Source organism: Exiguobacterium sp. 8A (genome assembly GCF_902506275.1).
GTDB classification, from domain to species: Bacteria; Bacillota; Bacilli; order Exiguobacteriales; family Exiguobacteriaceae; genus Exiguobacterium; species Exiguobacterium profundum.
In genome coordinates this window covers 1833814-1860153 of record NZ_LR733630.1, presented here as the reverse complement: position 1 = coordinate 1860153, position 26340 = coordinate 1833814, and the positions used below count along the sequence as shown (strand labels likewise).

Genomic DNA, 26340 nt, shown 5'->3' with positions numbered 1-26340 from the left:
AGGGATGTCCCTTGTATTGATCTAACGTATAAAATCGAAAAATGGATGCCTATTTTGTGTGACTATTTATTGAACATGTCACTGCTTGATCCGGAAGCTTCGAATAGATGAATAATCTTAATTTCTCTGAAAGCTGGTACGTGATGAAGCTTAGTCCAATCGCCGTCATCAGCATCAAGCCAATCGCAGTTAAGGGAGAGCTCATCGTCGTCCATAAGAAGTATGTGCGAATGCCAAAAAGAAAAGCAAATACAATAAAAAATCCGGTAATCAAGCTACTCATTTGGCAATAAGCTCGAGAGATTCGTGAAATCATAAGATGCCTCCTTTGTTTCATTGTACTATAGGAGGAAGAGAAAACGATAAGGAGACGATATCATGAAGCGATTTACGAATGAGGGACACATCCTCATATGTTTTGATTTTGATGAGACCTACTTTCCTCATGCATGTACACCGGAACAATTGGCATCCGTTCGTCGGCTCGAAGATTTTTTGGAACAATATTCCCATCGATTGTCAACGATGTGGGTGACAGGTAGTTCACTCAAATCGCTACGTGAAAAAGTTGAACAGGCAAACCTTCGCTTTTGGCCTCACCGTATCGCTTCAAGTTTAGGTACGGAATTGTATCATATTGACGTAGACGGAACGTTTTCTTTAGAAGAATCCTATCAAGCGCTATTCCCGAATGATTTTATATCTCGTGTGGAACGTGTTGCGTCACAGTTTGAACAGATGCGGATTGAACTAGAAGCGCAACCGGGTTTTGGGACGAGTCCTTGGATCCGTAGCTATTACATCCGTGACCAAATCGGGTCTTGGAGCGAAACGCTTCGCATGCTAGCTGATAAAGAAGGTATTGCTGTCAACATCAGCCAATGCAATCCGCAAGCGGGTGATCCGATGGATGCATGGGATATTGATTTTTATCCAATCCATGCCGGAAAAGAATCCAGTGTTCGATATGTATGCACCACTGTTTCCTTCTTACGCAAAGAAACATATGCGTTCGGCGACAGTGGGAATGACCTTGGGATGTTAGCGCATGTAGGAAAAGGCTATTTAGTGAGCAATGCGACCGAACAGGCAAAACAGATGTATCCGGAGATGACAACAAAACCTTATGCAGAAGGGATTTTAGAAGTATTGGAATCTGATTTGTCCTCTTTCATATAGTGCATGATTTCCTCTAATGAACGGATGAGGGTCGCACGAATCGTTTCGGAATGTGGGTTGAAGTGAAGACGTTGTTGCCAAATCCGACAAAATAAATCGGTCAAGGCCGCCTCTGCAGTTGCAGGATGGTCATTCAGATGAAGCGCATATCGATAAAGTAGTTTTTCATAGCGTGAGTATAAATGTTCTAAGGCTTGGCGATTTTTAAGACGAATTTGATCGACCAGGCGTTCATCGAGTGTAGGAAGCATATGCAACTCCTTTCGTATGGAATGAAGGTTTCAACGATAAAAGAATCAGGAACTTTACTCAGATAAAGCATCCTCTCTGTTCTTTCACTCATTTGCTCCCATTTAAACCAAGGAATATGAAGAATAGCGGTCGAATATGCATGCCCCTCAACGATTCAAAACGTGTGATAACAATTCGGACAAGTTTGTGCGTCTCCCGGCGCGCGTTTGAATGATGTTTTACACTTCGGACAAGTGACGGTTTCACTCTGTTGATTGAACAAACTGCCACGATTGAATAAAATGTTGCGAAGGTTTGGTAACGCGAGTGCAGCGAAAATCATTGCCCCGAATAAAAAGGCAGCCAAGATCAGTAATAATACATAAGTCATCGGTTTTTTCCTCTCTCATTTGATTTCCTTCATCATAATCGAAATTTGAATCAGCGAACAGCTTATCAATAGAAATGGGAACAAATGTTCTGTATAATGGAAATAAAGGAGGGAAAACAGGATGAGAGAAGAATTGTTACGATGGATGCGTTCGGGACAAGTCACAGAAATGGTGTATGTCGATCGACATGGGACATTTTCAGAGCGGCGGGTCAAACTGATTAAAGTGCAAGGGGAGTACGTTGTGGCATGGGATTTGAATAAACAAGCGAGACGAACGTTTCGAATCGAGCAAGTTCTTGCCTGTCTTCCCATCAACGAACGATTTAGAAAGCGAAAGGCGGAGATTGGATGATTGCCTTACCAACGTTAGCAGCGCCAGCTAAAAGGGCACTAGTCGCTAAAGGAATCGAGTCTTTGCATGAATTGTGTCCCTATACACGCCGTGAGGTTGCGAGTTGGCACGGAATCGGACCGAATGCCCTTTTTGTCCTTGAGGCGGAGCTACTAAAGCACAATTTAGCATTCAAAATGGAGGAACCTAGTACGTGAGTGAAACGTCTAGGTTTTTTTTGTGAAGTGATTGCTTTTCTTTGAAAACGGGAAGTAATATATTTGTCATCTCAATTGCCGTTAAAATCTAGTAACATGACGATAAGGTTTTATGAACCTAGCGACACCCATGAGAAAGGACGTACACAGCATGAGAACGAAACGTTTATCCGCCATTTTACAAAATGAGATGGATGACATTTTTGATCCATGGGTGACCGGAGTCGAAACCGATTCCAGGAAGGTCAGTTCAGGGAATGTCTTTATTTGCATTCGCGGCTATACGGTTGACGGTCATAAGTTCGCGGAGGACGCCGTCGCCAACGGTGCGAGTGCGGTCATCTCAGAATATCCACTCGATCTCGATGTACCGAATGTGGTTGTTGCCGATACGAAACAGACGGCAGGAGCGGTTGCGAGTGTATTTTATGACCACCCCTCTCATCGGATGCGTATATACGGTGTGACAGGAACGAATGGAAAAACTACGACGGCGACACTGACTTATGATTTGTTGCGTCTTTCAGGACGTCGTGCCGGAATCGTTAGTACGATTGGCGCGCGTTTTCATAATCAAACGGTTGAGACAGCCAATACGACACCAGAAGCCGTCGTCTTACATCGCATCTTAGCAGAGATGGTCGATGCAGGCGTCACGGATTGCGTACTCGAGGTATCATCGCATGCCTTAATGGAAGGTCGCGTAGCGGGAATACACTTTCATGCTGCTGCGTTTACGAATTTGACGCATGATCATTTAGACTATCATCGTTCGATGGATGAGTATGCCCGGGCCAAAGCGCGATTGTTTGAACAGGTGGAAGTGACGAATGGTGAGGCGATTGTGTTAAATGCGGAAGATCCGGCTAGTCATGTCATGGCTGAGTTTGCGCCGACATGTCAAGCCATTATGTATAGTACAAAAGAGGACATCGAGGCGGACATCCAAGTGATTTGGCGTGAAGAAACGGTACTCGTCAGTATGAAGGAGTTCAAGCTCGAAGTGCCCGTCCGATTCATGGGGGCGTTCAACGCAGCGAACTTAGCGGCGGCCATTGGACTTGTGTCGACTTCGGATATGGCGCTACGGACCATCGTTTCAAATGTTCCAGGACTCACCTTGCCAAAAGGGCGGTTAGAACGTTTAGCTACAGAGGATGCCGAGATATATATCGACTATGCTCATACACCAGACGGGCTAGAGAAATGTTTGTCTACATTGCAACAAGACGACCGTGCACTTGTCGTCGTGTTAAGTGCGGCAGGAGACCGAGATCCCACGAAACGTCAAGATATGGGACGAATCGCAAGCCGCTATTCAAACGAGGTGATTGTCACCGTACATGATATCCGCATGGAAGACCCGAAACAAATCATTCGTGACTTAGTAAAAGGAATCCAACCGGATGTGAAGTATGTGACGTTTGAAGCAAGGGAAGAAGCCCTGCGCCATGCGGCCACGCAAGCGTTAGAAGGAAAGCGTGTCGTGGTCGTCGGGAAAGGACATGACCACATCGAACGGATTGGTCGCCAGTCGATTCCATTCAATGAATCGAACATTTTATTAGAAGAATTGAAAAAGCGAAAAGGGCAGGAACCTGCCGTTTAACAAAACGATGACGTTTGTCATCGTTTTTTAATGTGTGAAGAACAGGAAGGAAGGTAATAACTAATAATGTAGTAGAATTGAAGGAGGAGAATAGACATGTCAGTTTTGTACAAAGAATTTACAAATGATGAAGAAGTCGTTACCGCCGTTCAATCGATGAAAACAAATGGGATTGATGAATCTAACATCTACGTCATCACACATGACGATGATCGAAGTAAGCGTGTCGCGGACAATGCCGATGCGAACACCGTCTCAGCAAGTGACGTCGGTTTGGGGACAGCTGCCAAAAACGTGTTCCGCAAAAAAGGAGATGAACTGCGAGCCGATTTTCAGGAGCTCGGCTTCACAAAAGAAGAATCAGAGCGTCTCGAAGAAAAGTTAGATCAAGGGAAAGTGCTCGTCGTCGTGAAAGACGCACCTGCCGGATTCACCATCTGATTTCACACCATGGAGAACAGAGAGGAAAAAGGCTGAATCGTGAGTGATTCAGCCTCTTTTCATGTGCTTAGCGAAGGCGGACGACGGTACGACCGCTCAATTCGCCACGCATCATCGCCTCGGCGTGACGAGGGACGTCGTGTAACGGAATCTCATGGATCATCTCGTTGAGAACTTTCGGATCGATGAGTTCTTCGAGGCGTTCCCATGCGTTCGTACGACGAACCATGGGTTGCATGACCGAATCGATGCCGATGAGCTTCACGCCGCGTAAAATAAACGGATAAACGCTCGTCGGCAACTCGGCGCCTCCGACGAGACCGCATGCGGCGACAGCACCTTCATATCGTATCTGGCTCAAGATGTTGGCGAGTGTATTTCCACCGACCGAATCGATAGCGGCATCGAAGCGTTGCTTGGCAAGGGGACGGGCAGGTCCTTCTAATTCGCTTCGATCGATGATCGTCTCGACACCGAGTGAGCGTAAGTATGGTGAATCTGTTTTACCAGTGGAGGCGACGACATGGTAGCCGAGGCGACGAAGCAACGTAATCGCGAAGCTTCCGACACCACCTGTCGCTCCTGTGACGAGCACTTCTTCGCCTGGACGCACACCAGCGTGTTCGAGTGCATCAATGGAAAGCATGGCGGTGAGTCCTGGTGTTCCGATGGCGATTGCATCTCGCATGCTCATTCCTTTAGGTAACTTCACGAGCCATTTCCCCGGTACTTGCGCATACTGGCTAAATCCACCGAAATGCCGTTCCCCAATCCCGAAACCAGTGGCAATCACCTCATCGCCAACTTTGATGTCGAGGTGGTCTGATTCGACGACAGTTCCAACGAATTCGCATCCCGGAATGAACGGATAGCGATTGACGATTTTTCCTGAAGTCGTCAATCCGAGCGCGTCTTTATAATTCAATGCGGAATAGTGGACTTCGACTAAGACGTTTCCATCCTCTTCTTTCGGAAGGACGTCGGCGTTCACTTCTTTTACTTCGGCATGAAGGCGTTCCTCGTGTTGGTCTAGCACGAGTGCTTGGAATGATTCATTCATCTGCTTAACCTCTTTTCCTATAGATGTCCTCACTCTAACAGTCTTTCCCTGGCAAAATGAAATATATGCACGAATCTTTAGGGGGAAACGGGTAGAGAGTGGTACAATAAAGGGGATTCAAATTGCGTAAGGAGGAATGTAGTATGCGGCACGATGACTATGAGTTTGACGATGTAGAAGTAGAAGAAGGCGAATTGTTCAACGTATACGATATTCTCCCACCAGACGGGACGATCCTGGAGATGGCGACAGCTGAGGAAATGGTTCGAGCGGCCGAATTAGAAGCGAAGCATCATGCGCTCCAACGGCTCCAAGATTCAAACTTCCAGTTAACAGGCGTGTCGTTCAAAGAACTTCTGACAGAATTTGAACAGTATGAGCAAGAGTCAATGGAGTTCTGGACAGGTGTTTATAACCGATTACGCATTCCTTGGGCGTGGACGATTCGAATCGATGTGGCCAATGGTCCGATTCACGTCGTGAACGATCGCGATATCTTTATCGATGAAGACGACTTCGAAGAATATGATGTTGATGATTTATTAGAGGAATACGAAGAAGATTGAATCAAAAACGTCTTTCCCTCATTCAGATGGGAAAGACGTTTTTTTGTCGTGGAGCAGGTCGTGACGGATTCGACTGAGTTCAGTCGCCCCAAATAATAATCCGACACTACATAAAATTGAAACACCACTCACCATCGCCCCGACGACAGCGGTATCACCAATCATTGTGAACGACATTGTGAGGCTAAACAGTCCAAATAGCAGTAATCCTCCAGCAATGGTTTTCATAAAATTCACCCTTTCACGTATCTATGCATGTAGTGTAGACGGTTTGACGAGAGAAGGGTGTTTCTTTTTTTGACCCGGTAAATTATTTAATCAAGTCGTAAATCGAATAGGTCTTGCCATTTTCTAGAGGACGGTCAATCAACTGTTCAGCAAATATACGAGCGACCGTTTCAGGAGAACGGAGTCGTCCTTCTGTTTCGTATGCACGGAATTGTTCAAGGTCAGCGAACGCCTCTTTCGAGGAAGAACGAATCTCCGCCTGCATCGACGTATCCATCACACCTGGATTGAATAGAGCTGCACGATGTGAGGTTCCTTCTAGCTCTAGTGCAAGCGTCTCCGTGAAATGATCGAGTCCTGCTTTCGTGCCACAATATGCGCTCCAACCTGAGATCGGACGTTTGGCCGCGCCAGAGGTCACATGAATCAACTCGGTCGGCTTACCGAAAGCGAGGACCGCATTCGCCAATAGCATCGGCGCAAGCAAGTTAGCATGGACATGAGCGGTCACTTTCTCACCATCTAATTGTCCGACACGATGAATCGGTTCAATCCATGCTGCATTTTGAACGAGCAAAACCGAATCAGCCCGCTCTAGAAATGGTGTGATCTCCCGAATGACTGCATCAATCCCCGAGACGTTTGATAGGTCGACTGATCGTTGCTGATACGTAACGTCTTCCGCCTGTGAGCGAGAGAGCCCGACCACCTCGTAATCTCTAGCTTGTAGTTCCTGAGCGATGGAACGGCCGAGACCACGCGATGCGCCTGTGATGAGAGCAAGTTTCATATACATTCCTCCTATTCGTGAATCGTTTTCCGAAAACCATAGAACGGACGAAACCGTAATTTCTCGTAATATGTGTGGGAATTTTGACTTGCGAGCATCTCAAGCCGTGTGTCTGGATAAAGTGTATGGACGTGTTGGAGTAACTGTTCGCCAAGACCACGTCTACGATATGTAGAAGCGACCAACAGTTCACAAACATACAAACTGACTGTCGTATCAGTCAATCCGCGCAAATAAGCGACAATCTTTCCATTTTCAGACTCCATCACATAGGTGACGTTTGATTGACGCCATGCCTCACGGGTCAACGCGTCACGTTCTACCAATTGGCTCCAATCTTCATCACGATTAAGTTGTTGAATCGAGTCAAAGTCTGATTCCATATAAGTACGAATGTTCATTCAATCCGTTCTCCAATCTGCATTTCAATCTGTTTCATGACGTCGAACGCCCCATCTGATTGATTTGAACAAATGACCGAGATGGTATCGATTTCTGGATAATAACTAGAATGGAAACTGACACCAGGGTCATAGCCCATCACGTGATATTTATAGACATCTCCCGATGCGTGATGTTGAATCCAAAGTCCGTATCCATAACTCCCGCCGCGGTCATTAACCGTCACGTGTGGTGTCAAAAGAAGCGACGTAGAAGCGGTATCAAGAAGCTGATGTGAAAACAGCGCTTTCCAAAATTGAGTCATGTCTTGAACTGTCACATACGCACCACCATCTGCTCCTCCTTTGATTGGAATCGCATATTGGTTTGTACGCCATGTGCCGTCCGAGTGGTCAATATAACCGAGTGCTGTTCTAGAAGGCAAGGCATCGAGTGAAAAGTATCCAGAATCAATCATACCAGCAGGATGAAAAATCGATTGTTCGACATAGTCGGTGAAAGATTGCCCGGTCACATCTTCTACAATCAACCCTAACAGAATATATCCTGCATTATTGTAGGAGAATCGAGAACCCGGTTCGTCTTTCATAGATTTTTGTTGAAACAACGGTAAAAAATCACGTAACTGTTGAAGCCGATACATCGGGATATCACGCCATAGCGCTTCAAAGTCATCAGAGACGGATTCATCAAAATAGTCAGGGATTCCTGATGTGTGCGTCAACAACTGATGTACGGTGACGTTTGGTGACAGATGAGGCAAGGCAAATGTTTGAAATGAGTCAAGCGAGGTGGAAAAGGATAGTTTCCCTTGCTCGACTAACTGGCAAATCGCGATTGCTGTAAACAGCTTGCAACCGGACGCAATTCCGAACCGTGTCATCACGTCATGTTGAATCTGTTCTGAGCGATTCGCATAGCCGTAAGACTGGTGGATTGATCCGTTTCGATTGGTGAGCAAATAGACACCCGAAAATGTCTCGTCAATCGATGGATGTGTGAAATGTGGCATGAGAAACCTCCATGTATTGAGTGATTCAATAATTCGACTATATCATGTCCATCACAATCTCTCTAAAATTTACTCAATTTTCAAAAAAACATTTACCAAATAACAGGAATTGAGACAGGTGTCTGACCTCGAACGTGGTACGATATGGGCGAACAGAGAGGAAGTGGATTCAATGACGTTATTCTTCTGGGGGATACTCGTTGGATTTTTAATTGCCTTGTGGCTATACAAACGTCCACAGCCACATTCACAGTCTCTTTCGTTTATGCATTTCGGGAATCAAACGAAAGATGTCATTTACATTTTTGAAACGAAACCGACGTGGCGTTTCCGATACATCAGTCCTTCTTTAGATTTATATCTCGGAGACGGGACGGTGATGCAAAGTTATTCAGATGCACAAGAATGCTTTCGGAGAATCCACCCGGACGATCGGCGACTATTACTCGATAAAGTGGCGGGACGCGTCAATTATGAAGAAGCGATTCTTCAACGATGGCGCACGAATGACGGCGCTTACGTATGGTTCGAGGAATATACGACGCCAATCTATGAGAATGGTGAAATCGTAGCGGTTCAAGGTGTGATTCGGAACATCGAAGCAGCCATGACCGAGCGTGAACGTCTCATGTACGAAAGTCGCCACGATAGCTTGACCGGTGTCTTCAATCGTCGAGCATTTGAAGAAACGATTGCTCAAGCTGAAAATGCGTGTGATGTCGGCATCATCGTGCTGGATGTGAACGATTTAAAAGTCGTGAACGACGAAGAAGGACATTCTGCTGGTGACCATTTGTTGCAACGAGTCGGCACAATCCTACAAGACATCGAATCCTCCGTATATCGGTTAGGGGGAGATGAGTTCGTCTTGTTTCTAGAGATGATGCCTGAGGACGCATGTGAACGAATGGTTCGTCAAATCGAAGCGACTTGTGAACAAGAATCGATTTCTGTTGCCATCGGGTTGGCGTGGGCGTCTCGTCCGGAAACGATTGAGGCGCTTTGGCAACGTGCGGACGATGCCATGTATGAACGGAAGCGACAACAAAAAGTAGACCTCCTTGACGTGTAAGTTCAAGGAGGTCTATTGGTTTAGCTACTTTGTTCTTCTACATCGGACGGCTCTTCACCCAAATTGTTTAGATAGCGTTCATAACGAGAAATACCATAGCGGTAAGATGCCCAGATGAGCCCGGACGTTATGACGACAAGTCCCACTGTCAGTGGAGCAAACCATCCGGAAACGATGCTGTTCGCATAAGCGAGTCCGATCGGTGAGAAGACAAGGTAAACGAAAATCATCGAAGCGACGAGCAAAATGGATGTCGAAAGGGAATGACGCCATGGTTTGACTCGCCCTAGTTCGATTCGGATCGGATTCGCTTGAAGCATCGGCCGTACACGCGCAAAGACAAGCATGATCCCCGTTTCGATGACGAAAAGGATTCCGTAAATATGGATAAAGTTGATACCGATTTCGACGCCAAACCATTGTTTCGTCCCCCATACGAGGAAATAGTAGGCGATGACGTGGAAAAAGACGACGGTCTTCGCGGCGATTGGCGGCACACGTTTAACAAGCATCCCGATTAAAACGATGACGAGAATCGGGATGTTGAAGAAACCGGTGAAGCGACGAATCAAGTCCCACAAGCCATCTGGTGCATACATAAGATTCGGGGCGACAAAGAACGAGACGAGTGCAACGAACGTCCCGAACCATTTGCTGACGCGAATCAAATCTTGGTCAGAAGCATCCGGTTTAAACTTCGGTTTGTAAATGTCGAGTACGAAGAGCGTCGCGATACTATTCAAGAGCGAGTTGAACGAGCTGAATACGGCACCGAGCAAGACGGCGAGGAAAAAGCCCATGAGCCACATCGGTAACAGCTCGGCAATCAAACTCGGATAAGCGAGGTCTGCCTTCTCGACGTTCGACCCGTACAAGTGAAACGCGATGACGCCAGGTAACAACATGAAGATTGGAACGAGTAATTTCAAGTAGCCGGTAAAGAGAACGCCTTTTTGTCCTTCCGCTAAGTTTTTTGCACCGAGGGCCCGTTGAATCACGTATTGATTCAGTGCCCAGTAGAACAAGTTCGCAAAAATCATTCCGGTAAAAATGGATAGGAACGGGACTGAGTCGTTGGCTGAGCCGATGGCGTTCAACTTTTCGGGATTCGTCGTCGCAATCGTCTTCATCCCATCTAACAGATTCCCGTCCCCTAGTGCGAGAAAGCCTAGTGTCGGAACGAGGAATCCAATGATGATGAGTCCGATCCCGTTCAACGTGTCCGATACGGCAACGGCACGAAGACCTCCGAAGATGGCATAAATCGCCCCGATAATCCCAATGAACCAAACGACGAGCCAAAGGGACTGCTCAAAGCTGATGCCGAGAAGGGCCGGCACATCGAACAGTTGCAGGACGGCTAATCCACCCGAGTACAGCATCGATGGAATCGTCACGCACATATAGCCGAGTAGAAATAACAAGACAGTCAATCGACGAACGTCCTCGTCATAGCGTTGACTTAAAAATTCAGGAATGGTCGAAATTCCGATGCCAAGAAAACGTGGCAACAAAAAGAGCGCCATGATGATGGCAGCGATACCGGCCGTCACTTCCCATGCCATCGCTGACATGTTGCCGGCGAACGATTGACCGTTCAACCCAATCAATTGTTCCGCTGACAGATTGGTCAACAGGAGCGATCCTGCAATGAAGACGCCTGTTAATCCGCGACCGGCCAAGAAGTAATCGTCGGCGCTTTCGACTTTTCCTTTCGTCATTCGATACGAGACGTAAGCGACGAGCGCCATGAACAAAGCGCCAGTCACGAGTATGTAGAGTACTTGTTGAAGCGTCATAAAATCCCCTCATTCCTTACTTATGTTTTATATGTATTTGTAGGAAATACCCTAAATTATAAGAAGGTAGTCCTATTGTTTTGATCGAATCATACAGAAACCATGAACGTGGGGACGATTGCGTACTTGTCGTACGAGAGTAGAAAATCGATGAGGATGGATGGACCGATGGGAGGGACCTCGTGAAGAAGTGGATGATTGGAATGTTATCTGTTGTAGTGATAGCAGGTTATATCATGTTTAGCGAAATGCTGAAAGAAGAAAACACGAGTGATTTGGCTGTGACCGAAAGCTTCCGACACATAGACGATTTAGCTACAAGCTCGCCGATTGTCATCGTCGGCAAAGTGAGCAGTGCTCCCAAACCGTTTACACATCAATCGGTCACATTCTTTGAATCACACATTCAAGTGCAGCGTGTCTATCGAGACGTGAATGGTCAACTGAAGTCAGCCGATACGATCACCCTTTTACAAAATGATATGGAAGAAGACCCGCTCGTCAAACGAGACGAGACCGTTTTGCTGTATTTACAAAGATATGAAGGACCCGTGATGGAGAATGCATATCGGATTGTCGGTCTACAACTGGGACATTTCAAAGTGAATCGGACGGGGACACTGACTTCGGTAGGAAAACCTAACCTTTATCAAGAAAGCGGGCTCAGTGCTGACTTGAGCAAGCTAGAGACATCATTGAAAGACAATCCTTATGTGGAAGAAAGAAACGAAGTGATGACGGATGAGGAAATCAGGGCTTTTAATGAAAATGAAGTGCGTTTGTTTGAGGAGTCTCAACAACATGACGAGTAAAAGCGGCGCTGACAACATCAGCACCGCTTTTATAATCGGATTTTTTTCAAATGTCATAAAAACTGGAGCATGGACGTCGCGACCGTGAAGTAGATGATGAGACCGAGGTTGTCCATCAGCGTCGTGATAAACGGTCCAGAGGCAACAGCGGGGTCTAACTTCAGGCGATTGATGAGAAGCGGGACAATCGTTCCAATCATCGTGGCGACACTGAGTGCGGCGAAGATAGAAACCCCGACAATGAAGCCGATCAGCATATTGTCGTATAGCAGCGTGATGACGCCAAAAATGACAATCATACACGCAATCCCTAAGATGATGCCGGTTCCGAGTTCGCGTCGAATCATCTTCATAACGTTCTTTCGATTGATGGTCCCGAGTGCAATTGAGCGCACAGCGACGACGAGTGATTGCGTGGCTGCGTTCCCGGCAGAGCCCATGACAAGTGGCATGAAGACGGCGAGTAGCACAATCGTCTCAAGGGTGTCTTCGAAACCGCCAATCGTCGAAGCTGTAATCATGCCGAGAAACATGAGGCTGACAATCCAAGGGGCACGTTTTTTCGCTGCTTCAAGCGGACTCATGTTGATATCAGACGAACCTTTCGTCGCGGAGAGTTCTTCAAAGTCTTCTGTCGTTTCGCGCTCGATGACGTCTAATACATCATCGACCGTGATGATGCCAAGTAGCTTTTGCTGATCATCGATAACGGGAAGGGCCAACAAATCGTACTTCTGGACAATCCTGGCCAAGTCTTCCTGGTCGGTCATGACGTTTGCCGAAATGACGCGGAACCCCATGATGTCTTCAATTTTCGCCTCGAGCGGTGCGACAATCAAATCACGTAAGGAGACAACACCAACCAGTTGGTGCGCTTGGTCGACCACATATAGGTAATAAATCGTTTCGGCATCTGGTCCGAGTTCACGCAACTCTTCAAGGGTCAGTCCGACCGTCTTATCAGCTTGAAGGACGACGAACTCGGTCGTCATGAGCGATCCAGCCGTTTCCTCCGGATATTGCATCAAGTCTTTGACTTCTTGTTCCTCGATATCATCCATCTGCTCAAATAGCGTGTCCATGAACGCATCGGGTAGTTCCCGCATCAAGTCGGCCGCGTTGTCCGAATACATTTCATTCAAGATTCGGACGGCATACGGTTGGGGTGTTTCTTGGATGAATGTACATTGCTCTTCTAACGTCAGTTTTTCAAATAGATCGGTGAATACCTCAGGGGAGATGGTTCGATACACGAACGACCGCTCATGTTGATTCAGTTCGATAAAATGATCCGCCTGTTCACCCGGGTGGAGGGAGAGAAAGAGGTCTTGAAAATCGACCGGGTCTCCCTTTTGAATCAATGTACGAAGCGCTGCTTCATGTTCGTTGTATTCCGTTTCTTCAATTTTCATATGCTCACATCCTGATCTCTCACATTTTCAATTTCATTTACGGTGAATAAAAAAAGTTTTCTACATTTTTTAGGGCGATGCTATACATCAGCCATACATCTTATTTCCCTTTGCCATCGTCCTGATTTCTAGAGCATTGTTTGTTCATTCACATGAGTGAACATTTATTCATATCAATGCGGAATCGACAACAGATGAACTGTCGGATTAGACATTCGCAAATTTGGTAAAGTGATAAGGTAAGGGTAGTCACACACCCGAATCACAAGGAGGAAGCGAGATGATCTCAATGACGAATCAACCGATTTCACAAGATACGACGCTGAAACATCCGATTCATGTGTATTCAGAAATTGGAGAATTAAAAACGGTATTACTGAAGCGACCGGGCCGGGAGTTAGAGAACCTTACTCCAGAATATTTAGAGCGCCTCTTGTTCGATGATATTCCCCATTTGCCGGTCATTCAAAAAGAGCACGATTATTTTGCGAGTGCGCTTCAAAATCGTGGTGTGGAAGTCCTTTACCTCGAAAAACTAATGGCCGAAACGTTATCACTCCCTGGTGTGCGCGAAAAGTTTGTCGCGGATATCTTATCGGAGTCCAAATCAAATATCAACGGTTCTTACGAAACATTAAAAGAGTATTTACTCGATTTTGATAACGAAATGTTGATTGAGACGGTGATGGCCGGTATCCGGAAATCGGAAATCAAGCCAGAAAAACGCCGACATCTGCATGAAATGATTGAAGATACGTACCCCTTCTTTTTGGATCCAATGCCAAACCTCTACTTTACACGAGACCCGGCCGCTGCAATCGGTCACGGACTCTCCATCAACCGCATGAAAGAACCGGCACGTCGCCGTGAATCGCTCTTCACGCAATACATTATGCGCTATCACCCACGCTTTGCGAAACATGATGTTCCCATCTGGTCGGACCGTGATTATCGGTTTGCGATGGAAGGGGGAGACGAACTCGTCTTGTCGAAAGAAGTCGTCGCCATCGGCATCTCGGAACGAACGACCGCGCAAGGCATCGAACGTGTCGCCCTCAACCTACTCAAGCATGGAGACAGCTTCAAAAAAGTCATCGCCATCGAAATTCCAAAATCACGCGCCTTCATGCACCTTGATACCGTCTTCACGATGGTCGATCATGATAAATTTACCATCCATCCGTTCATTCAAGGACCGGAAGGGAAGATGAACATTTTCGAACTCACGCTAAACGCGGAAGGTGAACTTCAGATTGCCCAGCACTCGGATTTGTTGAAGGTGTTAAAAGATGTCCTCGGCTTACAAGAGGCGACGTTGATCCCTTGTGGCGGTGGGGATCCGATTGCGGCAGCCCGCGAACAGTGGAATGATGGATCGAACACGCTCGCCATCGCGCCGGGTGTCGTGGTCACGTATGACCGAAACTATGTCTCGAATGAGTTACTTCGTAAAGAAGGCGTCGAAGTAATCGAAATCATGTCGAGTGAACTATCGCGCGGTCGTGGGGGTCCACGTTGCATGAGCTGTCCGATTATCCGCCAAGACATCTAAATGTGATAAGGAGGAAGCAGTATGTCTACAACGTTCAATTTTGATTTGAAAGGTCGTCATTTTTTATCGCTAAACGAGTTTTCGGGTGAAGAAATCAACTATTTGATCGATTTGTCTGCTGCATTCAAACGTCAGAAAAAACAAGGTGTTCCACATCGGATTTGTGAAGGTAAAAACATTGCCTTACTCTTTGAAAAACCATCGACTCGGACGCGTTGTGCATTCACTGTCGCTGCCATCGATTTAGGGATGCACCCTGAATATTTAGGCAAGAATGATATTCAATTCGGGAAGAAGGAATCGGTACGTGATACCGCGATCGTTCTTGGACGCATGTTTGATGGCATTCAGTTCCGTGGCTTCGCTCATGAGACGGTCGAAGGTCTTGCAAAAGACGCCGGCGTACCGGTGTGGAACGGTTTGACCGACTTGTATCATCCAACCCAAATCTTGGCCGACTTTTTGACGGTGAAAGAGCAAAAAGGAGATCTTGCCGGAATTAAATTTGTGTACGTAGGTGATGGACGGAACAACATGGGAAACACGTTGTTGATTGGTGGTGCAAAAGTTGGGATGGATATGCGAATCTGTGCGCCGAAATCGCTCTGGCCATCTGACGAGATCGTGAACTATGCGAAGTCGGTCGCCGTTGAAACAGGGGCTGTGATCACCTTGACAGAGAGCATTGAGGAAGCGATGGACCAAGCCGACGTCGTTTACACCGATGTCTGGGTATCGATGGGCGAGGAAGCGGCGTTCGCAGAACGAATCGAACTGTTGCGACCGTATCAAGTGAACATGGACATGCTTCAAAAGAGTGGCAATCCGGACATCATGTTCTTACATTGCCTTCCGGCATTCCACGACTTAGAAACGGAGGTCGGACGGGCGATTCATGAGCAATATGGGTTGACGGAAATGGAAGTGACCGACGAAGTGTTCCGCAGCCGTCATTCGTTCGTATTTGATGAGGCAGAAAATCGGATGCATACCATCAAGGCGGTGATGGCGGCGACGCTCACGGAGACACGCGAATGGCTTGATCGTTGACGAGGAGGGGATTTCCCCTCCTGCTTCAAAATAAGCGAAAGGGATGAGTAGAATGGCTACGAAGGTGGAGCATGACTCAGGTGGTTCGGCTGGAGTACATCCTGAAAAGAATGATAAGCGGTTAGGTCTCGGAGCGTTGACGGCACTTGTCGTCGGATCGATGATAGGCGGTGGCGCTTTTAACTTGGCTGCCGATTTGGCGCAAGGTGCGAATGCGGGTGCCATTCTCATCGGTTGGGTCATCACAGGAATCGGGATTATCGCGCTCGGTCTCAGCTTTCAAAATCTAACGATGCGTCGTCCCGATCTCGATGGTGGCGTATACAGCTATGCACGGGCAGGTTTTGGGTCGTTCGTCGGGTTTAACTCGGCATGGGGATATTGGTTGTCTGCCTGGCTCGGGAATGTGGCGTATGCCACACTGTTGTTCAGTTCGGTCGGTTATTTCTTCCCGATTTTTGAAGGGGGACAGAATATCGCGTCGATTATTGGTGCATCGATTATGCTTTGGCTCGTGCATACACTCATCTTACGTGGGGTTCATGAAGCATCGATGATCAACATCGTCACGACAATTGCCAAGCTCGTCCCAATTTTTGCATTCATTACGATCACCTTGTTCTTCTTTAATCTCGAAAACTTCACCTTCGATTTTTGGGGACAAGGCGGCTTCTCATGGGGAAGTGTTCGTGACCAAGTCGTCTCGACGATGCTCGTGACACTTTGGGTCTTTATCGGTGTGGAAGGGGCCGTCGTGCTATCTGGTCGTGCACGGAAACGTTCTGACGTCGGGAAAGCAACCGTTATTGGGCTACTTGGAACGCTCGTCATTTATTTGCTTATTTCTATCATGTCGCTCGGTCTCATGACTCCCGAAAATGTAGCGAACGCCTCGCAACCAGCGATGGCATATTTGCTCGAGTCGGCCGTCGGTCCGTGGGGTGCGATGCTCATCAACGGGGGACTCGTCATCTCTGTCCTTGGCGCATGGCTCGGTTGGACGCTGTTAGCGGCAGAAATCCCATTCGTTGCCGCCAAAGATGGAGTCTTCCCGAAATGGTTCACGAAAGAGAATCAAAATCAAGCTCCTGTCAATGCCCTTTGGCTAACGAATGGGTTGATTCAGCTCTTCCTCTTCACATTCTTGATTTCAGATGCCGCATATAACTTTGCCTTTTCTCTCGCTTCGAGTGCGATTTTGATCCCATACGTGTTCTCGGCCTTTTACCAAGTGAAAGTGGCGAAGAACGGAATCGGATACAGTTCCGGTGAACGAAAAACACGCGATTTAGCGATTGGATTGGTCGCTTCCGTTTATGGACTATGGCTCATTTACGCCGCTGGAATCGATTATTTACTTCTCACTACACTTTTATATGCACCGGGAACCCTTCTCTACATGAAGGCACAACGTGAAAATGGCATCAAGTCACTCACTAAAACGGAATGGATGGTCGCCGGTATGTTGACCGCACTGGCCATCTTCGCAGTCGTACGCATACTATCGGGTAATATCTCAGTCATTTGATCGGGGGTATGGATATGGAGAATAAACGTGTGGTCATCGCCTTAGGCGGGAATGCGATTCAGCAAGGCAAAGATGCAACAGCCGAAGCACAAATACAGGCAGTTGAGGCAACGGCGGAATCTCTCGCTGCACTCATCGCTGAAGGAGTCGAGGTCATCATCACGCATGGGAACGGTCCGCAAGTTGGAAACCTGATGTTGCAACAAGCCGCATCAGACAGTCCAGCCACACCAGCGATGCCGCTTGATGTCTGTGGTGCGATGACGCAAGGGATGATTGGATACTGGTTTGAAAACGCATTGACCAAAGCACTGCGTGCACGTGGCCTTGAACAGCATGTGGCCTCGCTCGTGACACGAAGCATTGTCGATCCGAACGATAGTGCGTTTCATCATCCGACTAAGCCAATCGGTCCATTTTATACGGAAGACGAGGCACTTCATCTCGAACGGACGACGGGTTATGTCTTCAAAGAAGACGCAGGACGGGGATATCGTCGTGTCGTCCCGAGTCCGATCCCTATGAAAATCGCCGAACACACCGTCATTCGAACACTCGTTGAAGCTGGGCACATCGTTGTCGCTTCCGGTGGCGGTGGCATTCCGGTTATGGAGACAGCGGATGGATACGTCGGCATCGAGGCAGTGATTGATAAAGATTTCGCGGCTGCAAAACTGGCTGACCTCGTCAACGCAGATGTGTTACTCATTTTGACGGCTGTCGAACATGTGTATGTCAATTTTGGGCAGCCAGATGAGATGGCACTTCAAGAAACGTCGAAAGAACAGATGGAGACCTATATCGCTGAAGGGCAGTTTGCACCAGGTAGTATGTTGCCGAAAGTAAGAGCGGCGCTTCAGTTTGCCGAATCCGGTACGAACCGTGTCGCCATCATCACGTCGCTCGATCAGGCTTTAGCAGCCATTGACGGGGAAGCGGGCACACGTGTCCGCCTGGCTCCATCGCTCCAACAATAAGAATGTGTCGCAGACGTGAAGCGTTTGCGACTTTTTTTGTTTTCTGCCCGGATTCAAGGGGAAGGAATGTTGTATGCCAAAAATGAGATTGCTATCATATTCAGTGTAAACGTTTGCACTAATTTCAGGAAGGAAGTGACGGAGAGCGGAATCGCTCGAGTGTATGCGCCTATTCGAAGAAAATCATGTATATCAGTCGTGGATGAGACCAAAAGCAAGGGAAGAGGCAATCGTGCAAGGAAGCTGTTATCGATTCACCGTTTTGACGAGTCAGTTGATTCGGATGGAATACGCGGAAGACGGAATTTTTGAAGACCGTGCCACCCAAGTGGCGTGGAATCGGGAATTTGACGTTCCACAATTCCGAGTGATTGAAGATGAGACAGAGCTCCAAATCATCACAGAACATGTTCATTTGTATTATACGAAAGGTCCGTTCGCACCGAACACGCTCTATGTGGACGTGAAAGGGAACTTTAGTACGTATTATAGCCGCTACATGTTCAATGGTCCGGAGCGGACGCTGAAAGGGACGGCGCGGACGCTCGACCATGTGGACGGGGCGACGGAATTAGAAGAAGGGATCCTCTCCAAACAAGGGTATGCGATCATTGATGATTCATCCTCATTTTTGATGACGGATGATCGCTTCGTCGAGCCGAGACGAAAAGGAATTCATGATATTTACTACTTTGGGTATGGCCATGACTATAAACAGGCACTTCGAGACTTTTACACGTTGACGGGTCCGACACCGATGCTTCCTCGTAAAGCGCTCGGGAACTGGTGGAGCCGGTACTGGCGATACGACGAAAAAGAGTATAAGACGTTAATGCGCCGTTTCAAGTCAGAAGATGTCCCGTTCTCGGTCAGTGTCATCGATATGGACTGGCACGTGACGGACATCCCCGAAGAGTACGGGAGTGGATGGACGGGCTATTCGTGGAACAAAAACTTGTTTCCCGAACCGAAACGTTTCCTCAACTGGTTAAAGGATGAGGGAATGATGGTGACGTTGAACCTGCATCCCGCGGACGGTGTCCGTGCGTTTGAAGATCAGTACGTGGCGATGGCCGAGGCTATGGGCGTCGATCCGGAATCGGAGGACCGAATCCCGTTCGATTTTTCGGACAAGCGATTCATTCAAGCGTACTTCGAACAAATGCACCATCCACATGAGGCAGACGGCGTTGATTTTTGGTGGATCGACTGGCAACAAGGGTCGACCTCGAAGATGGAAGGACTCGACCCGTTATGGATGCTAAATCATTATCATGCCATTGATATCGCCCGTGACGGCAAACGCCCGCTCATTTTTTCTCGTTACGCCGGACCAGGGAGCCACCGTTACCCGGTCGGATTCTCAGGAGATACAATCATCTCGTGGGCATCGCTCGCCTTCCAGCCGTATTTTACAGCGACAGCGACAAACATCGGCTACGGGTGGTGGAGTCACGACATCGGAGGGCATCATCGCGGGGAAAAAGATGATGAACTCGCTGCGCGTTGGGTCGCATATGGGGTGTTCAGTCCAATCATGCGTCTCCACTCGACGTTCAGCACATTTAACGGGAAAGAGCCTTGGCGTTTCGGAATCGAAGCCGAACAGTCGATGAAGCGATTCTTACGCTTACGTCACGAACTCATCCCTTATCTATATACGATGAATTATCGTAACCATGCCGATGCGCTACCACTCGTGTTACCGATGTATATCGAACATCCCGATGACGAAGCGGCTTATCAAGTACCGAATCAATTTTATTTTGGCAGTGAACTCATTGTGTCCCCAATCATCACACCGATGGACCGGAAGCTCCACGTCGCCGGAACGAATGTCTGGCTACCAAAAGGAGAATGGTTCGATTTCTTCACAGGACATCGTTACGAAGGCGACAAGTCGATTCGTGTATTCCGTGGTCTTGATGAACAACCAGTCTTCGCCAAAGCGGGTGCCATCGTTCCGCTCATGCCACATAAACCGCATGAGAATGAGACGGGGAACCCGAGCGAGCTAGAAGTACTCGTCTTTCCAGGTGCCTCGAACACGTTCACGATGTACGAAGATGACGGGGAAAGCCGGGATTATGAGACAGGTGCCTCGCTTGAAACGACGTTCACGCTCGACTGGGAAGCGCGGACGCTTCGCATCGAGATGTCAGGAGACTTGACCCTCGTTCCGGCGAATCGGACATTGACCGTTCTTGTTCGAGGCGTTGTCGGGGAAGGGGACTATGACGCTGAGACGCAGACGTTACACATCCCGATTGGTGAATTGAAGCAGGAGCAGACGGTGACGCTCCCCGTCGATGTGACACAGAACGCCCATCGACTTGACCGTCTCTATCGATTCTTAGATCGCGCGGAAATCGCCTACGATTTGAAAGATCGTTTGTACCAGATGGCGACGACGAAGACGCGTCTCGAGGCCTGGCTGTTTGACCTCCATGCGTTAGAACTCGATCGAGATTTGCAAGACGCGTTATTAGAACTGATGTTGGACTAAAATAAGGGGGGAGACCCCCTTTTGTCATGTCAGAAAACTGTCGGATTTTGAAAGCGTTATCATTTCAAATCATTTTATACTTAAGGTAGGGGGATTTAACTAGAAATGAGGGAATACAGATGCGACACAAGTGGACGATTGATGATTTACGGCAGTTGACACTGTTTGCGAACTGTTCGAGTCGAGCGCTTGAACAGCTCGTCCCATACGTCTATTGCCGAACGTATCGAAAAGGACAACTCCTATTCATGGAAGGAGACCCGCGAGAGCGCGTGTATTTCTTAATGAATGGATACATCAGACTCGAACGGATGAACGAGCATGCGACGCATCAGTATGCGGACTATGTGAAACCCAAACAGTTCTTCCCGTACAACGGTTTATTCACGGAGGAAGACTACCGTCATACGGCTGAAGCGGTGACGGATATTGAAGTCATCTACATCCCGACCGAACGATTCGAGCGGTTTGTGTCCACACAGTCGAACATGTTGCTCTATATCATCGGACAGATGAATCGTATTTTAGATTTACATGAACGACGTGTCCAAGAAATTATTACCCCGAGCGCGAAAGAACGTGTACTCAATACCATCCATTTTTTGATTGAAGATTTAGGGGAGCCGGACGAGCAGGGGGTACGTGTCCGCTGTCCGTTCACGGCGATGGAACTATCTCGTCTATCCGGAACTTCCCGGGAGACGGTTTCTACGATTTTAGCGAAGCTTCGCAAAGAAGACGTGCTTCGAATGGACGCGCACCAACTTGTGATCGGGCATCCTGAATATTTTGATCAAGACTTCGATTGACGCCGCTCGGGAGAGGGCGTCTTTTACATGTCGGAACGAGCGGAGCGTTCGCTTCAAGACGTAGCATATTGTATAATTAGTGATGAATCTCACAAAGCAATCGGATTGTGAATAGAGAAAGGATGAATGCAGTGAAACGACTGCAAGCCCTTGCGTTCGCCGAGCGAGGTCACATCATTGGACTGGTATTGTCTGCGGTCATGATTGGACTATCGATTTTGGCGCAAGCGTATTTAATCGTCGACATTGTCGACCGAATCTTTTTAAAAGATGAATCATTTGAAGCCGTCATTCCGGCGTTACTTTGGCTCGTCGTCGCCCTATTGGCACGAGCACTTTTTGGATACGTCTCCGGGCGAATCGGGGCGAGTTTATCGGAAAAAGCGAAACGGGCGTTACGTCTGCAATTGCTAGATCGCTATGCCACGAGCCCGGTCGAGTCCTCTTTGACGGGACAATCTGGGAAGAAGGTCAGTGTGTTCATGGATGCTGTTGACGAGGTTGACGCCTACTTCAGTCAATATTGGCCACAAGTGATTCAAACCTCGATTATCCCGCTTCTGATTTTGGTTGTCGTCTTCAGCCAACATTGGATTTCAGGTGTCATCATGATGGTGACGGCACCGTTTATCCCTTTGTTCTTTATTATCATTGGGATTGCGACACAGAAAAAATCTGAGGAACAGATGGAGAAGATGAATCAATTTTCCGGAAAGTTTTTGGATGTCTTACAGGGTTTGACGACACTTAAACTCTACAACCGGACCGAACAGGAAGCGAAAGCGATTGAGAAGAGCAGTCTCGACTTTCGGGATGCGACGATGGTCGTCTTAAAGACGGCATTCTTATCTGGCCTTATGCTGGAATTCATTTCGATGCTCAGTACCGGTGTCGTGGCACTGGAAGTCGCGCTACAGATGGTCGTTTGGGAGAACTTGACGTTCTTCTCTGGCTTCTTGATTCTTGTGTTGGCGCCAGAGTATTACTTGGCCATCAAAGACCTGGGCAGCGCCTTTCATACGGGACGTGGCAGTATGGGCGCAGCAGACCGGATCTTTGACGTATTAGACGCCCCGGATGATCGCATTCAGTGGGGGACGAAGTCGCTTGGTTCACGGAAGCCGGATCTTGAGCTTGAAGAGGTATCGTTTGAGTACGCTGGTGGACGCTTTTCCCTTCAGCCATTGAGTGGTCGCATCTCGTCGGGCACCCACCTCGCGTTAGTTGGTGCGAGCGGTTCCGGGAAGACGACTGTCCTCAACGTGATTTCAGGACTTTTGCAGGTGAAATCAGGTCGTGTTCTCGTAGATGGTGAACCTTTGCATACGTATGACGAATCTACCTGGTATGGAAATATTGCATATATCTCTCAAAATCCGTATCTGTTCGCCGGGACACTCGCCGAAAACATTGCCTTAGGTGAGGTGGCTGACGAACATGCGTTACTCGAAGCAGCCGAGGCAGCTGGACTATCCGAGGTGATTGACCAGTTGCCGAACGGGATCTGGACAGAACTCGGAGAAGGTGGATTTGGACTATCCGGTGGGGAACGGCAGCGCCTTGCACTCGCACGTGCTTTCTTTAAGCGACCTGGTATTTTATTGTTTGATGAACCGACGACCGGTCTCGATTTGAAAACAGAGCGGATTGTCAGACGCTCGATTGAAGAGCTGTCAAAAGGTGCAACGTTAATCACGGTTGCGCATCGTCTGCATACAATCAAAGAGGCAGACACGATTTGGTTCATGGATGATGGGAAGCGAATCGCAGAAGGGACGCATGAAGTGTTACTCGCTGTCCCAGAGTATGCGGAGTTGTTTGCACTTCAGAAAGGGGTGAGCCGATGAACTCGCTTTGGACGATTACAAAATGGATGATGCGCGAAAAGAAAGACATCCTCCTCTCCATCTTCTTTGGATATGCAGCAGGAATTGCGGCGGTCGCCCTCTTCGCGGCAAGTGGCTATCTCGTATCACGCGCCGGGCTCGTCCCGCCCCTGTATGCGTTGATGGTACCCGTCGTCTTGATTAAACTGTTCGGTGTCATCCGGGCAGGAAGCCGTTATCGGGAACGTCTCGCATCGCACCGAGCAACGTTTACGATTTTGAGTGAGTTGCGCGTCCGGTTCTATCGTCAGTTAGAGCCGCTCGTTCCGTCCATCTTTGCGAAATATCGGAGTGGGGATTTGCTCGCACGCGTCGTTGGGGACGTCGAGAGTCTTCAAAACTACTTTCTTCGCGTGTTTTATCCGCCAATCATTCTCGTACTCGTCTTTTTGAGCACCATCTTCTTTGTTACCTTTTACTCGTTTGCGGTCAGTCTATGGATCTTGTTTGGTGTACTCATCACGGGGTTCTTGATCCCGCTCGGCTTTGCACGAATCCGCGCCCGTCACGATGAGACGATTCGTGGATTGCGCGGAGATGTGTCGATTCAATTGACAGAGATGTTGTTCGGATACCGGGATTTAAAACTTCATCACCAACTCGATCGCACGAAACAAGCTGTCTATTCGTACAGTGAACGTTACATGGAGGCGGAGCGGAAAGACACAACGAATCAATTCTTTAATTCTGCGCTCGTTGTTGCCGCTTCCTTACTCGTCTCATGGGGCGTCTTGGCCATCGGTGCGTATCAGGTGGTAAATGGAGACCTGAACGGGTTGTTCTTGGCAATGCTGATCATGATGTCGCTCACAGCGTTTGAGAATACGACGCCGATGGCCGTGTTCCCCGGTCACTTTGCAGACAGTAAGCAAGCAGCAGATCGTTTGTTTGAAGTGACGGAGCCGAGTGAAACGATTGAGGAGCGTGAGGCGAAACGTCATGATGTGACGTTTACGGCCGCACCGTCTATTTCATTTGATCATATTCGCTATCGCTATCCAGACACGTATCGAGATGTGATAGATGAGGTAACGTTACACATACCGAGCGGTTCGAAGACGGTAATCGTCGGACCGAGCGGGTCAGGGAAGTCGACGTTACTTCAACTGGTAATGGCTTTCGTTCGGACGGAAGACGGCACGATTCGGTTGGATGATTACAATATGAACGATGTCAAACAAACATCTATTTGGCAACATGCAAGTGTTGTCTTGCAAGACAATCATTTCTTTTACGGAACCGTACGGGAAAACCTGGCGTTAGCCGGTGACTTCACAGATGAAGCGATGAACGTAGCACTTGAGCGCGTCCGTTTGTCATTCTCGCTAGACGAACCGGTCCTGGAGAAAGGGGCAAACTTGTCAGGTGGAGAACGTCAGCGCCTCGCCATCGCACGGGCACTTCTTAAAAACGGACTTCTTTGGTTGCTTGATGAACCGACATCGGCACTCGATGCAGGAACAGAGGCCCATGTCTTTTCTGAATTGCTACAGCAAGCCGGAGCGGGCACACTCATTCTTGTCAGTCACCGTTTGACGGGTCTCGAAACGTTTGATCAGATTATCGTCATGGAAGCTGGACGGATCGTCGAGGTCGGTTCTTATGAGGAATTGATGACGAAACGTGGCATGTTCTATGAATTGAAACAAATCGAACAAGAAGTGTTCGCATCATGAAAAAGACGAGCAGCCCCGTCGGTGGGCTGCTCGTCTTGTTTATGGCAAATATGGGTGCAACAAATGGGGGTTGTCGCAATGCTTTCAAAAAGAGTGTCGTGGAGGGGAATCCACGTGACGTGATATGTTTGGGGAACGTGCACGCCAAGCTTTTGGGAAGCTACAACTAGAGTATAGTTGATAACGATTCTCATTGTCAATAAGAATAATAAAAAAATCCATACGTGCGAACACGCATGGATTGAGTCATGAATTAATTTGAGGCTACGCCTTTTTGAACCGTGAATCGAATCAAACTGAACAAGTATCTCGTGAAGAAGAGAGCGAACGCATAGAATAGCGCAATGAACGGTGACTGAAGATCAATCCCCGGGATGTTCATCAAGAACTCTAGAACGAGAATAGAGAGTAAGAATACGTAGAGAGCGGCATCTAAATAAAGTGGCATAAGACGACCGCGTTGATGCCAAAACGTGCGGATGAGTGGTGCCACGGTCATCCCGATAATCCGTTCCGCAAAGCCGATACTGAGAACGGCGATGATGAATGCTGGGATCGTGTTAAAGGTCACCAAATCCGAGAATACGAAACCTGAAATCAATAAGAGAGGACCGATGATAATCATCATCGAAAGTGAGGTCCGGAAGAAAATCCACATGTTTTTCTGAATCGAACGAATCCCACCGATTGCCGATTGTTGAAGTGTCTTTCCACGTCTATAATCAATCGCGAACGAGCCGATAAACATAATTCCAAATAAAGATAACAAAACTGACATGAACGATGTTTCCCCTTTTCTG

General features: G+C 47.9%; 27 protein-coding genes. 17 read left to right on the top strand and 10 right to left on the bottom strand.

All coding sequences use genetic code 11. The annotated features are described in order from the left end of the window. Positions 1–107: 107 nt before the first annotated feature. Together GVY42_RS09525 and GVY42_RS09520 are read left to right on the top strand one after the other, a co-directional pair. Entirely contained in the window at positions 108–293 is a 186-nt protein-coding gene (locus GVY42_RS09525) for a hypothetical protein (protein WP_148209475.1), read from the top strand. 85 nt (positions 294–378) lie between these two features. Further along, entirely contained in the window at positions 379–1179 is an 801-nt protein-coding gene (locus GVY42_RS09520) for an HAD family hydrolase (protein ID WP_074035484.1), read from the top strand. Here the strand turns inward: GVY42_RS09520 and GVY42_RS09515 are convergent. Both GVY42_RS09515 and GVY42_RS09510 read right to left on the bottom strand, forming a co-directional pair. Further along, entirely contained in the window at positions 1125–1430 is a 306-nt protein-coding gene (locus GVY42_RS09515) for an RNA polymerase sigma factor (RefSeq protein ID WP_074035485.1), read from the bottom strand. The two genes, GVY42_RS09520 and GVY42_RS09515, sit on opposite strands and share 55 nt — an antisense overlap. 155 nt (positions 1431–1585) lie before the next feature. Then, positions 1586–1801 carry a hypothetical protein gene (locus tag GVY42_RS09510; protein ID WP_012727536.1) on the bottom strand — a complete coding sequence of 72 codons (216 nt, stop codon included), beginning with the start codon at positions 1799–1801 and terminating at the stop codon, positions 1586–1588. Between the two features lie 121 nt (positions 1802–1922). Here GVY42_RS09510 and GVY42_RS09505 point away from each other — a divergent pair, with 121 nt between their 5' ends. From GVY42_RS09505 to GVY42_RS09490, 4 genes are all read left to right on the top strand, one after another. After that, the gene (locus tag GVY42_RS09505) at positions 1923–2156 is read left to right on the top strand and encodes a WYL domain-containing protein (RefSeq protein ID WP_012727535.1); all 234 of its coding nucleotides are present in this window, start codon (positions 1923–1925) and stop codon (positions 2154–2156) included. Next, positions 2153–2353: a DNA-binding protein gene (locus GVY42_RS09500; protein ID WP_159563075.1), complete on the top strand. Its 201-nt coding sequence runs from the start codon at positions 2153–2155 to the stop codon at positions 2351–2353. Before GVY42_RS09505 ends, GVY42_RS09500 begins: the two co-directional genes overlap by 4 nt. Positions 2354–2504: 151 nt before the next feature. Beyond that, positions 2505–3962, top strand: coding sequence for a UDP-N-acetylmuramoyl-L-alanyl-D-glutamate--2,6-diaminopimelate ligase (locus GVY42_RS09495; RefSeq protein WP_159563074.1), 1458 nt, complete (start codon positions 2505–2507; stop codon positions 3960–3962). 96 nt (positions 3963–4058) lie between these two features. Continuing rightward, positions 4059–4403, top strand: a complete 345-nt coding sequence (locus GVY42_RS09490; RefSeq protein WP_012727532.1) for a general stress protein — start codon at positions 4059–4061, stop codon at positions 4401–4403. 67 nt (positions 4404–4470) lie between these two features. Here GVY42_RS09490 and GVY42_RS09485 read toward each other — a convergent pair whose 3' ends face one another. Next, entirely contained in the window at positions 4471–5463 is a 993-nt protein-coding gene (locus GVY42_RS09485) for an MDR family oxidoreductase (protein WP_159563073.1), read from the bottom strand. 143 nt (positions 5464–5606) lie between these two features. Between GVY42_RS09485 and GVY42_RS09480 the strand changes: the two genes are divergently transcribed. After that, positions 5607–6029, top strand: a complete 423-nt coding sequence (locus GVY42_RS09480; protein ID WP_012727530.1) for a hypothetical protein — start codon at positions 5607–5609, stop codon at positions 6027–6029. 18 nt (positions 6030–6047) lie between these two features. On the opposite strand, the gene GVY42_RS09475 is transcribed toward GVY42_RS09480, so the two are convergent. The 4 genes from GVY42_RS09475 to GVY42_RS09460 form a co-directional block, all read right to left on the bottom strand. Continuing rightward, entirely contained in the window at positions 6048–6257 is a 210-nt protein-coding gene (locus GVY42_RS09475) for a hypothetical protein (RefSeq protein WP_012727529.1), read from the bottom strand. 82 nt (positions 6258–6339) lie between these two features. Then, the gene (locus tag GVY42_RS09470) at positions 6340–7047 is read right to left on the bottom strand and encodes an SDR family NAD(P)-dependent oxidoreductase (protein ID WP_159563072.1); all 708 of its coding nucleotides are present in this window, start codon (positions 7045–7047) and stop codon (positions 6340–6342) included. Positions 7048–7058: 11 nt separating this feature from the next. Beyond that, a complete protein-coding gene (locus GVY42_RS09465; RefSeq protein WP_159563071.1) occupies positions 7059–7448 on the bottom strand; it encodes a GNAT family N-acetyltransferase in 390 nt (129 codons plus the stop codon). Beyond that, a complete protein-coding gene (locus GVY42_RS09460; protein WP_159563070.1) occupies positions 7445–8461 on the bottom strand; it encodes a serine hydrolase in 1017 nt (338 codons plus the stop codon). The genes GVY42_RS09465 and GVY42_RS09460 overlap by 4 nt, the downstream gene beginning before the upstream one ends. A 172-nt stretch (positions 8462–8633) precedes the next feature. Between GVY42_RS09460 and GVY42_RS09455 the strand changes: the two genes are divergently transcribed. Beyond that, complete coding sequence (locus tag GVY42_RS09455) at positions 8634–9533, top strand: sensor domain-containing diguanylate cyclase (RefSeq protein ID WP_159563069.1); 900 nt, start codon at positions 8634–8636, stop codon at positions 9531–9533. Between the two features lie 20 nt (positions 9534–9553). Here GVY42_RS09455 and GVY42_RS09450 read toward each other — a convergent pair whose 3' ends face one another. Continuing rightward, complete coding sequence (locus GVY42_RS09450; protein WP_159563068.1) at positions 9554–11332, bottom strand: solute:sodium symporter family transporter; 1779 nt, start codon at positions 11330–11332, stop codon at positions 9554–9556. 182 nt (positions 11333–11514) lie between these two features. On the opposite strand from GVY42_RS09450, the gene GVY42_RS09445 reads away from it, so the two are divergent. Next, a complete protein-coding gene (locus tag GVY42_RS09445) occupies positions 11515–12144 on the top strand; it encodes a hypothetical protein (RefSeq protein WP_159563067.1) in 630 nt (209 codons plus the stop codon). Positions 12145–12197: 53 nt separating this feature from the next. Here GVY42_RS09445 and mgtE read toward each other — a convergent pair whose 3' ends face one another. Next, the gene (mgtE, locus tag GVY42_RS09440) at positions 12198–13556 is read right to left on the bottom strand and encodes a magnesium transporter (protein WP_159563066.1); all 1359 of its coding nucleotides are present in this window, start codon (positions 13554–13556) and stop codon (positions 12198–12200) included. Between the two features lie 322 nt (positions 13557–13878). Between mgtE and arcA the strand changes: the two genes are divergently transcribed. The 8 genes from arcA to cydC all read left to right on the top strand — a co-directional run bounded on the left by arcA (position 13879) and on the right by cydC (position 25540). Continuing rightward, the gene (gene arcA / locus GVY42_RS09435) at positions 13879–15108 is read left to right on the top strand and encodes an arginine deiminase (RefSeq protein ID WP_031422019.1); all 1230 of its coding nucleotides are present in this window, start codon (positions 13879–13881) and stop codon (positions 15106–15108) included. A gap of 21 nt (positions 15109–15129) precedes the next feature. Continuing rightward, a complete protein-coding gene (argF, locus tag GVY42_RS09430; RefSeq protein WP_159563065.1) occupies positions 15130–16158 on the top strand; it encodes an ornithine carbamoyltransferase in 1029 nt (342 codons plus the stop codon). Between the two features lie 52 nt (positions 16159–16210). Next, positions 16211–17686: an arginine-ornithine antiporter gene (arcD, locus tag GVY42_RS09425; protein ID WP_159563064.1), complete on the top strand. Its 1476-nt coding sequence runs from the start codon at positions 16211–16213 to the stop codon at positions 17684–17686. A gap of 14 nt (positions 17687–17700) precedes the next feature. After that, positions 17701–18663 carry a carbamate kinase gene (gene arcC / locus GVY42_RS09420; protein WP_159563063.1) on the top strand — a complete coding sequence of 321 codons (963 nt, stop codon included), beginning with the start codon at positions 17701–17703 and terminating at the stop codon, positions 18661–18663. 163 nt (positions 18664–18826) lie between these two features. Continuing rightward, a complete protein-coding gene (locus GVY42_RS09415; RefSeq protein WP_159563062.1) occupies positions 18827–21169 on the top strand; it encodes a TIM-barrel domain-containing protein in 2343 nt (780 codons plus the stop codon). 119 nt (positions 21170–21288) lie between these two features. Further along, positions 21289–21978 carry a Crp/Fnr family transcriptional regulator gene (locus GVY42_RS09410; protein ID WP_159563061.1) on the top strand — a complete coding sequence of 230 codons (690 nt, stop codon included), beginning with the start codon at positions 21289–21291 and terminating at the stop codon, positions 21976–21978. Positions 21979–22100: 122 nt separating this feature from the next. Next, positions 22101–23825, top strand: coding sequence for a thiol reductant ABC exporter subunit CydD (gene cydD / locus GVY42_RS09405; RefSeq protein WP_159563060.1), 1725 nt, complete (start codon positions 22101–22103; stop codon positions 23823–23825). Then, positions 23822–25540, top strand: coding sequence for a thiol reductant ABC exporter subunit CydC (gene cydC / locus GVY42_RS09400; protein WP_159563059.1), 1719 nt, complete (start codon positions 23822–23824; stop codon positions 25538–25540). Before cydD ends, cydC begins: the two co-directional genes overlap by 4 nt. 253 nt (positions 25541–25793) lie before the next feature. Here the strand turns inward: cydC and GVY42_RS09395 are convergent, their stop codons facing one another. Continuing rightward, complete coding sequence (locus tag GVY42_RS09395; protein WP_159563058.1) at positions 25794–26318, bottom strand: hypothetical protein; 525 nt, start codon at positions 26316–26318, stop codon at positions 25794–25796. Between the last annotated feature and the right edge of the window lie 22 nt (positions 26319–26340).

Coding starts and splice junctions, on each gene's coding strand:
- arcD (WP_159563064.1), top strand. CDS start 16,211: ATGGCTACGAAGGTGGAGCATGACTCAGGTGGTTCGGCTGGAGTACAT.
- GVY42_RS09460 (WP_159563070.1), bottom strand. CDS start 8,461: ATGCCACATTTCACACATCCATCGATTGACGAGACATTTTCGGGTGTC.
- GVY42_RS09470 (WP_159563072.1), bottom strand. CDS start 7,047: ATGAAACTTGCTCTCATCACAGGCGCATCGCGTGGTCTCGGCCGTTCC.
- cydC (WP_159563059.1), top strand. CDS start 23,822: ATGAACTCGCTTTGGACGATTACAAAATGGATGATGCGCGAAAAGAAA.
- GVY42_RS09515 (WP_074035485.1), bottom strand. CDS start 1,430: ATGCTTCCTACACTCGATGAACGCCTGGTCGATCAAATTCGTCTTAAA.
- GVY42_RS09455 (WP_159563069.1), top strand. CDS start 8,634: ATGACGTTATTCTTCTGGGGGATACTCGTTGGATTTTTAATTGCCTTG.
- argF (WP_159563065.1), top strand. CDS start 15,130: ATGTCTACAACGTTCAATTTTGATTTGAAAGGTCGTCATTTTTTATCG.
- GVY42_RS09510 (WP_012727536.1), bottom strand. CDS start 1,801: ATGACTTATGTATTATTACTGATCTTGGCTGCCTTTTTATTCGGGGCA.
- GVY42_RS09520 (WP_074035484.1), top strand. CDS start 379: ATGAAGCGATTTACGAATGAGGGACACATCCTCATATGTTTTGATTTT.
- arcC (WP_159563063.1), top strand. CDS start 17,701: ATGGAGAATAAACGTGTGGTCATCGCCTTAGGCGGGAATGCGATTCAG.
- GVY42_RS09480 (WP_012727530.1), top strand. CDS start 5,607: ATGCGGCACGATGACTATGAGTTTGACGATGTAGAAGTAGAAGAAGGC.
- GVY42_RS09410 (WP_159563061.1), top strand. CDS start 21,289: ATGCGACACAAGTGGACGATTGATGATTTACGGCAGTTGACACTGTTT.
- GVY42_RS09500 (WP_159563075.1), top strand. CDS start 2,153: ATGATTGCCTTACCAACGTTAGCAGCGCCAGCTAAAAGGGCACTAGTC.
- cydD (WP_159563060.1), top strand. CDS start 22,101: ATGAATGCAGTGAAACGACTGCAAGCCCTTGCGTTCGCCGAGCGAGGT.
- GVY42_RS09450 (WP_159563068.1), bottom strand. CDS start 11,332: ATGACGCTTCAACAAGTACTCTACATACTCGTGACTGGCGCTTTGTTC.
- GVY42_RS09475 (WP_012727529.1), bottom strand. CDS start 6,257: ATGAAAACCATTGCTGGAGGATTACTGCTATTTGGACTGTTTAGCCTC.
- GVY42_RS09395 (WP_159563058.1), bottom strand. CDS start 26,318: ATGTCAGTTTTGTTATCTTTATTTGGAATTATGTTTATCGGCTCGTTC.
- GVY42_RS09465 (WP_159563071.1), bottom strand. CDS start 7,448: ATGAACATTCGTACTTATATGGAATCAGACTTTGACTCGATTCAACAA.
- GVY42_RS09495 (WP_159563074.1), top strand. CDS start 2,505: ATGAGAACGAAACGTTTATCCGCCATTTTACAAAATGAGATGGATGAC.
- GVY42_RS09525 (WP_148209475.1), top strand. CDS start 108: ATGAATAATCTTAATTTCTCTGAAAGCTGGTACGTGATGAAGCTTAGT.
- GVY42_RS09485 (WP_159563073.1), bottom strand. CDS start 5,463: ATGAATGAATCATTCCAAGCACTCGTGCTAGACCAACACGAGGAACGC.
- GVY42_RS09415 (WP_159563062.1), top strand. CDS start 18,827: ATGCGCCTATTCGAAGAAAATCATGTATATCAGTCGTGGATGAGACCA.
- GVY42_RS09490 (WP_012727532.1), top strand. CDS start 4,059: ATGTCAGTTTTGTACAAAGAATTTACAAATGATGAAGAAGTCGTTACC.
- GVY42_RS09505 (WP_012727535.1), top strand. CDS start 1,923: ATGAGAGAAGAATTGTTACGATGGATGCGTTCGGGACAAGTCACAGAA.
- mgtE (WP_159563066.1), bottom strand. CDS start 13,556: ATGAAAATTGAAGAAACGGAATACAACGAACATGAAGCAGCGCTTCGT.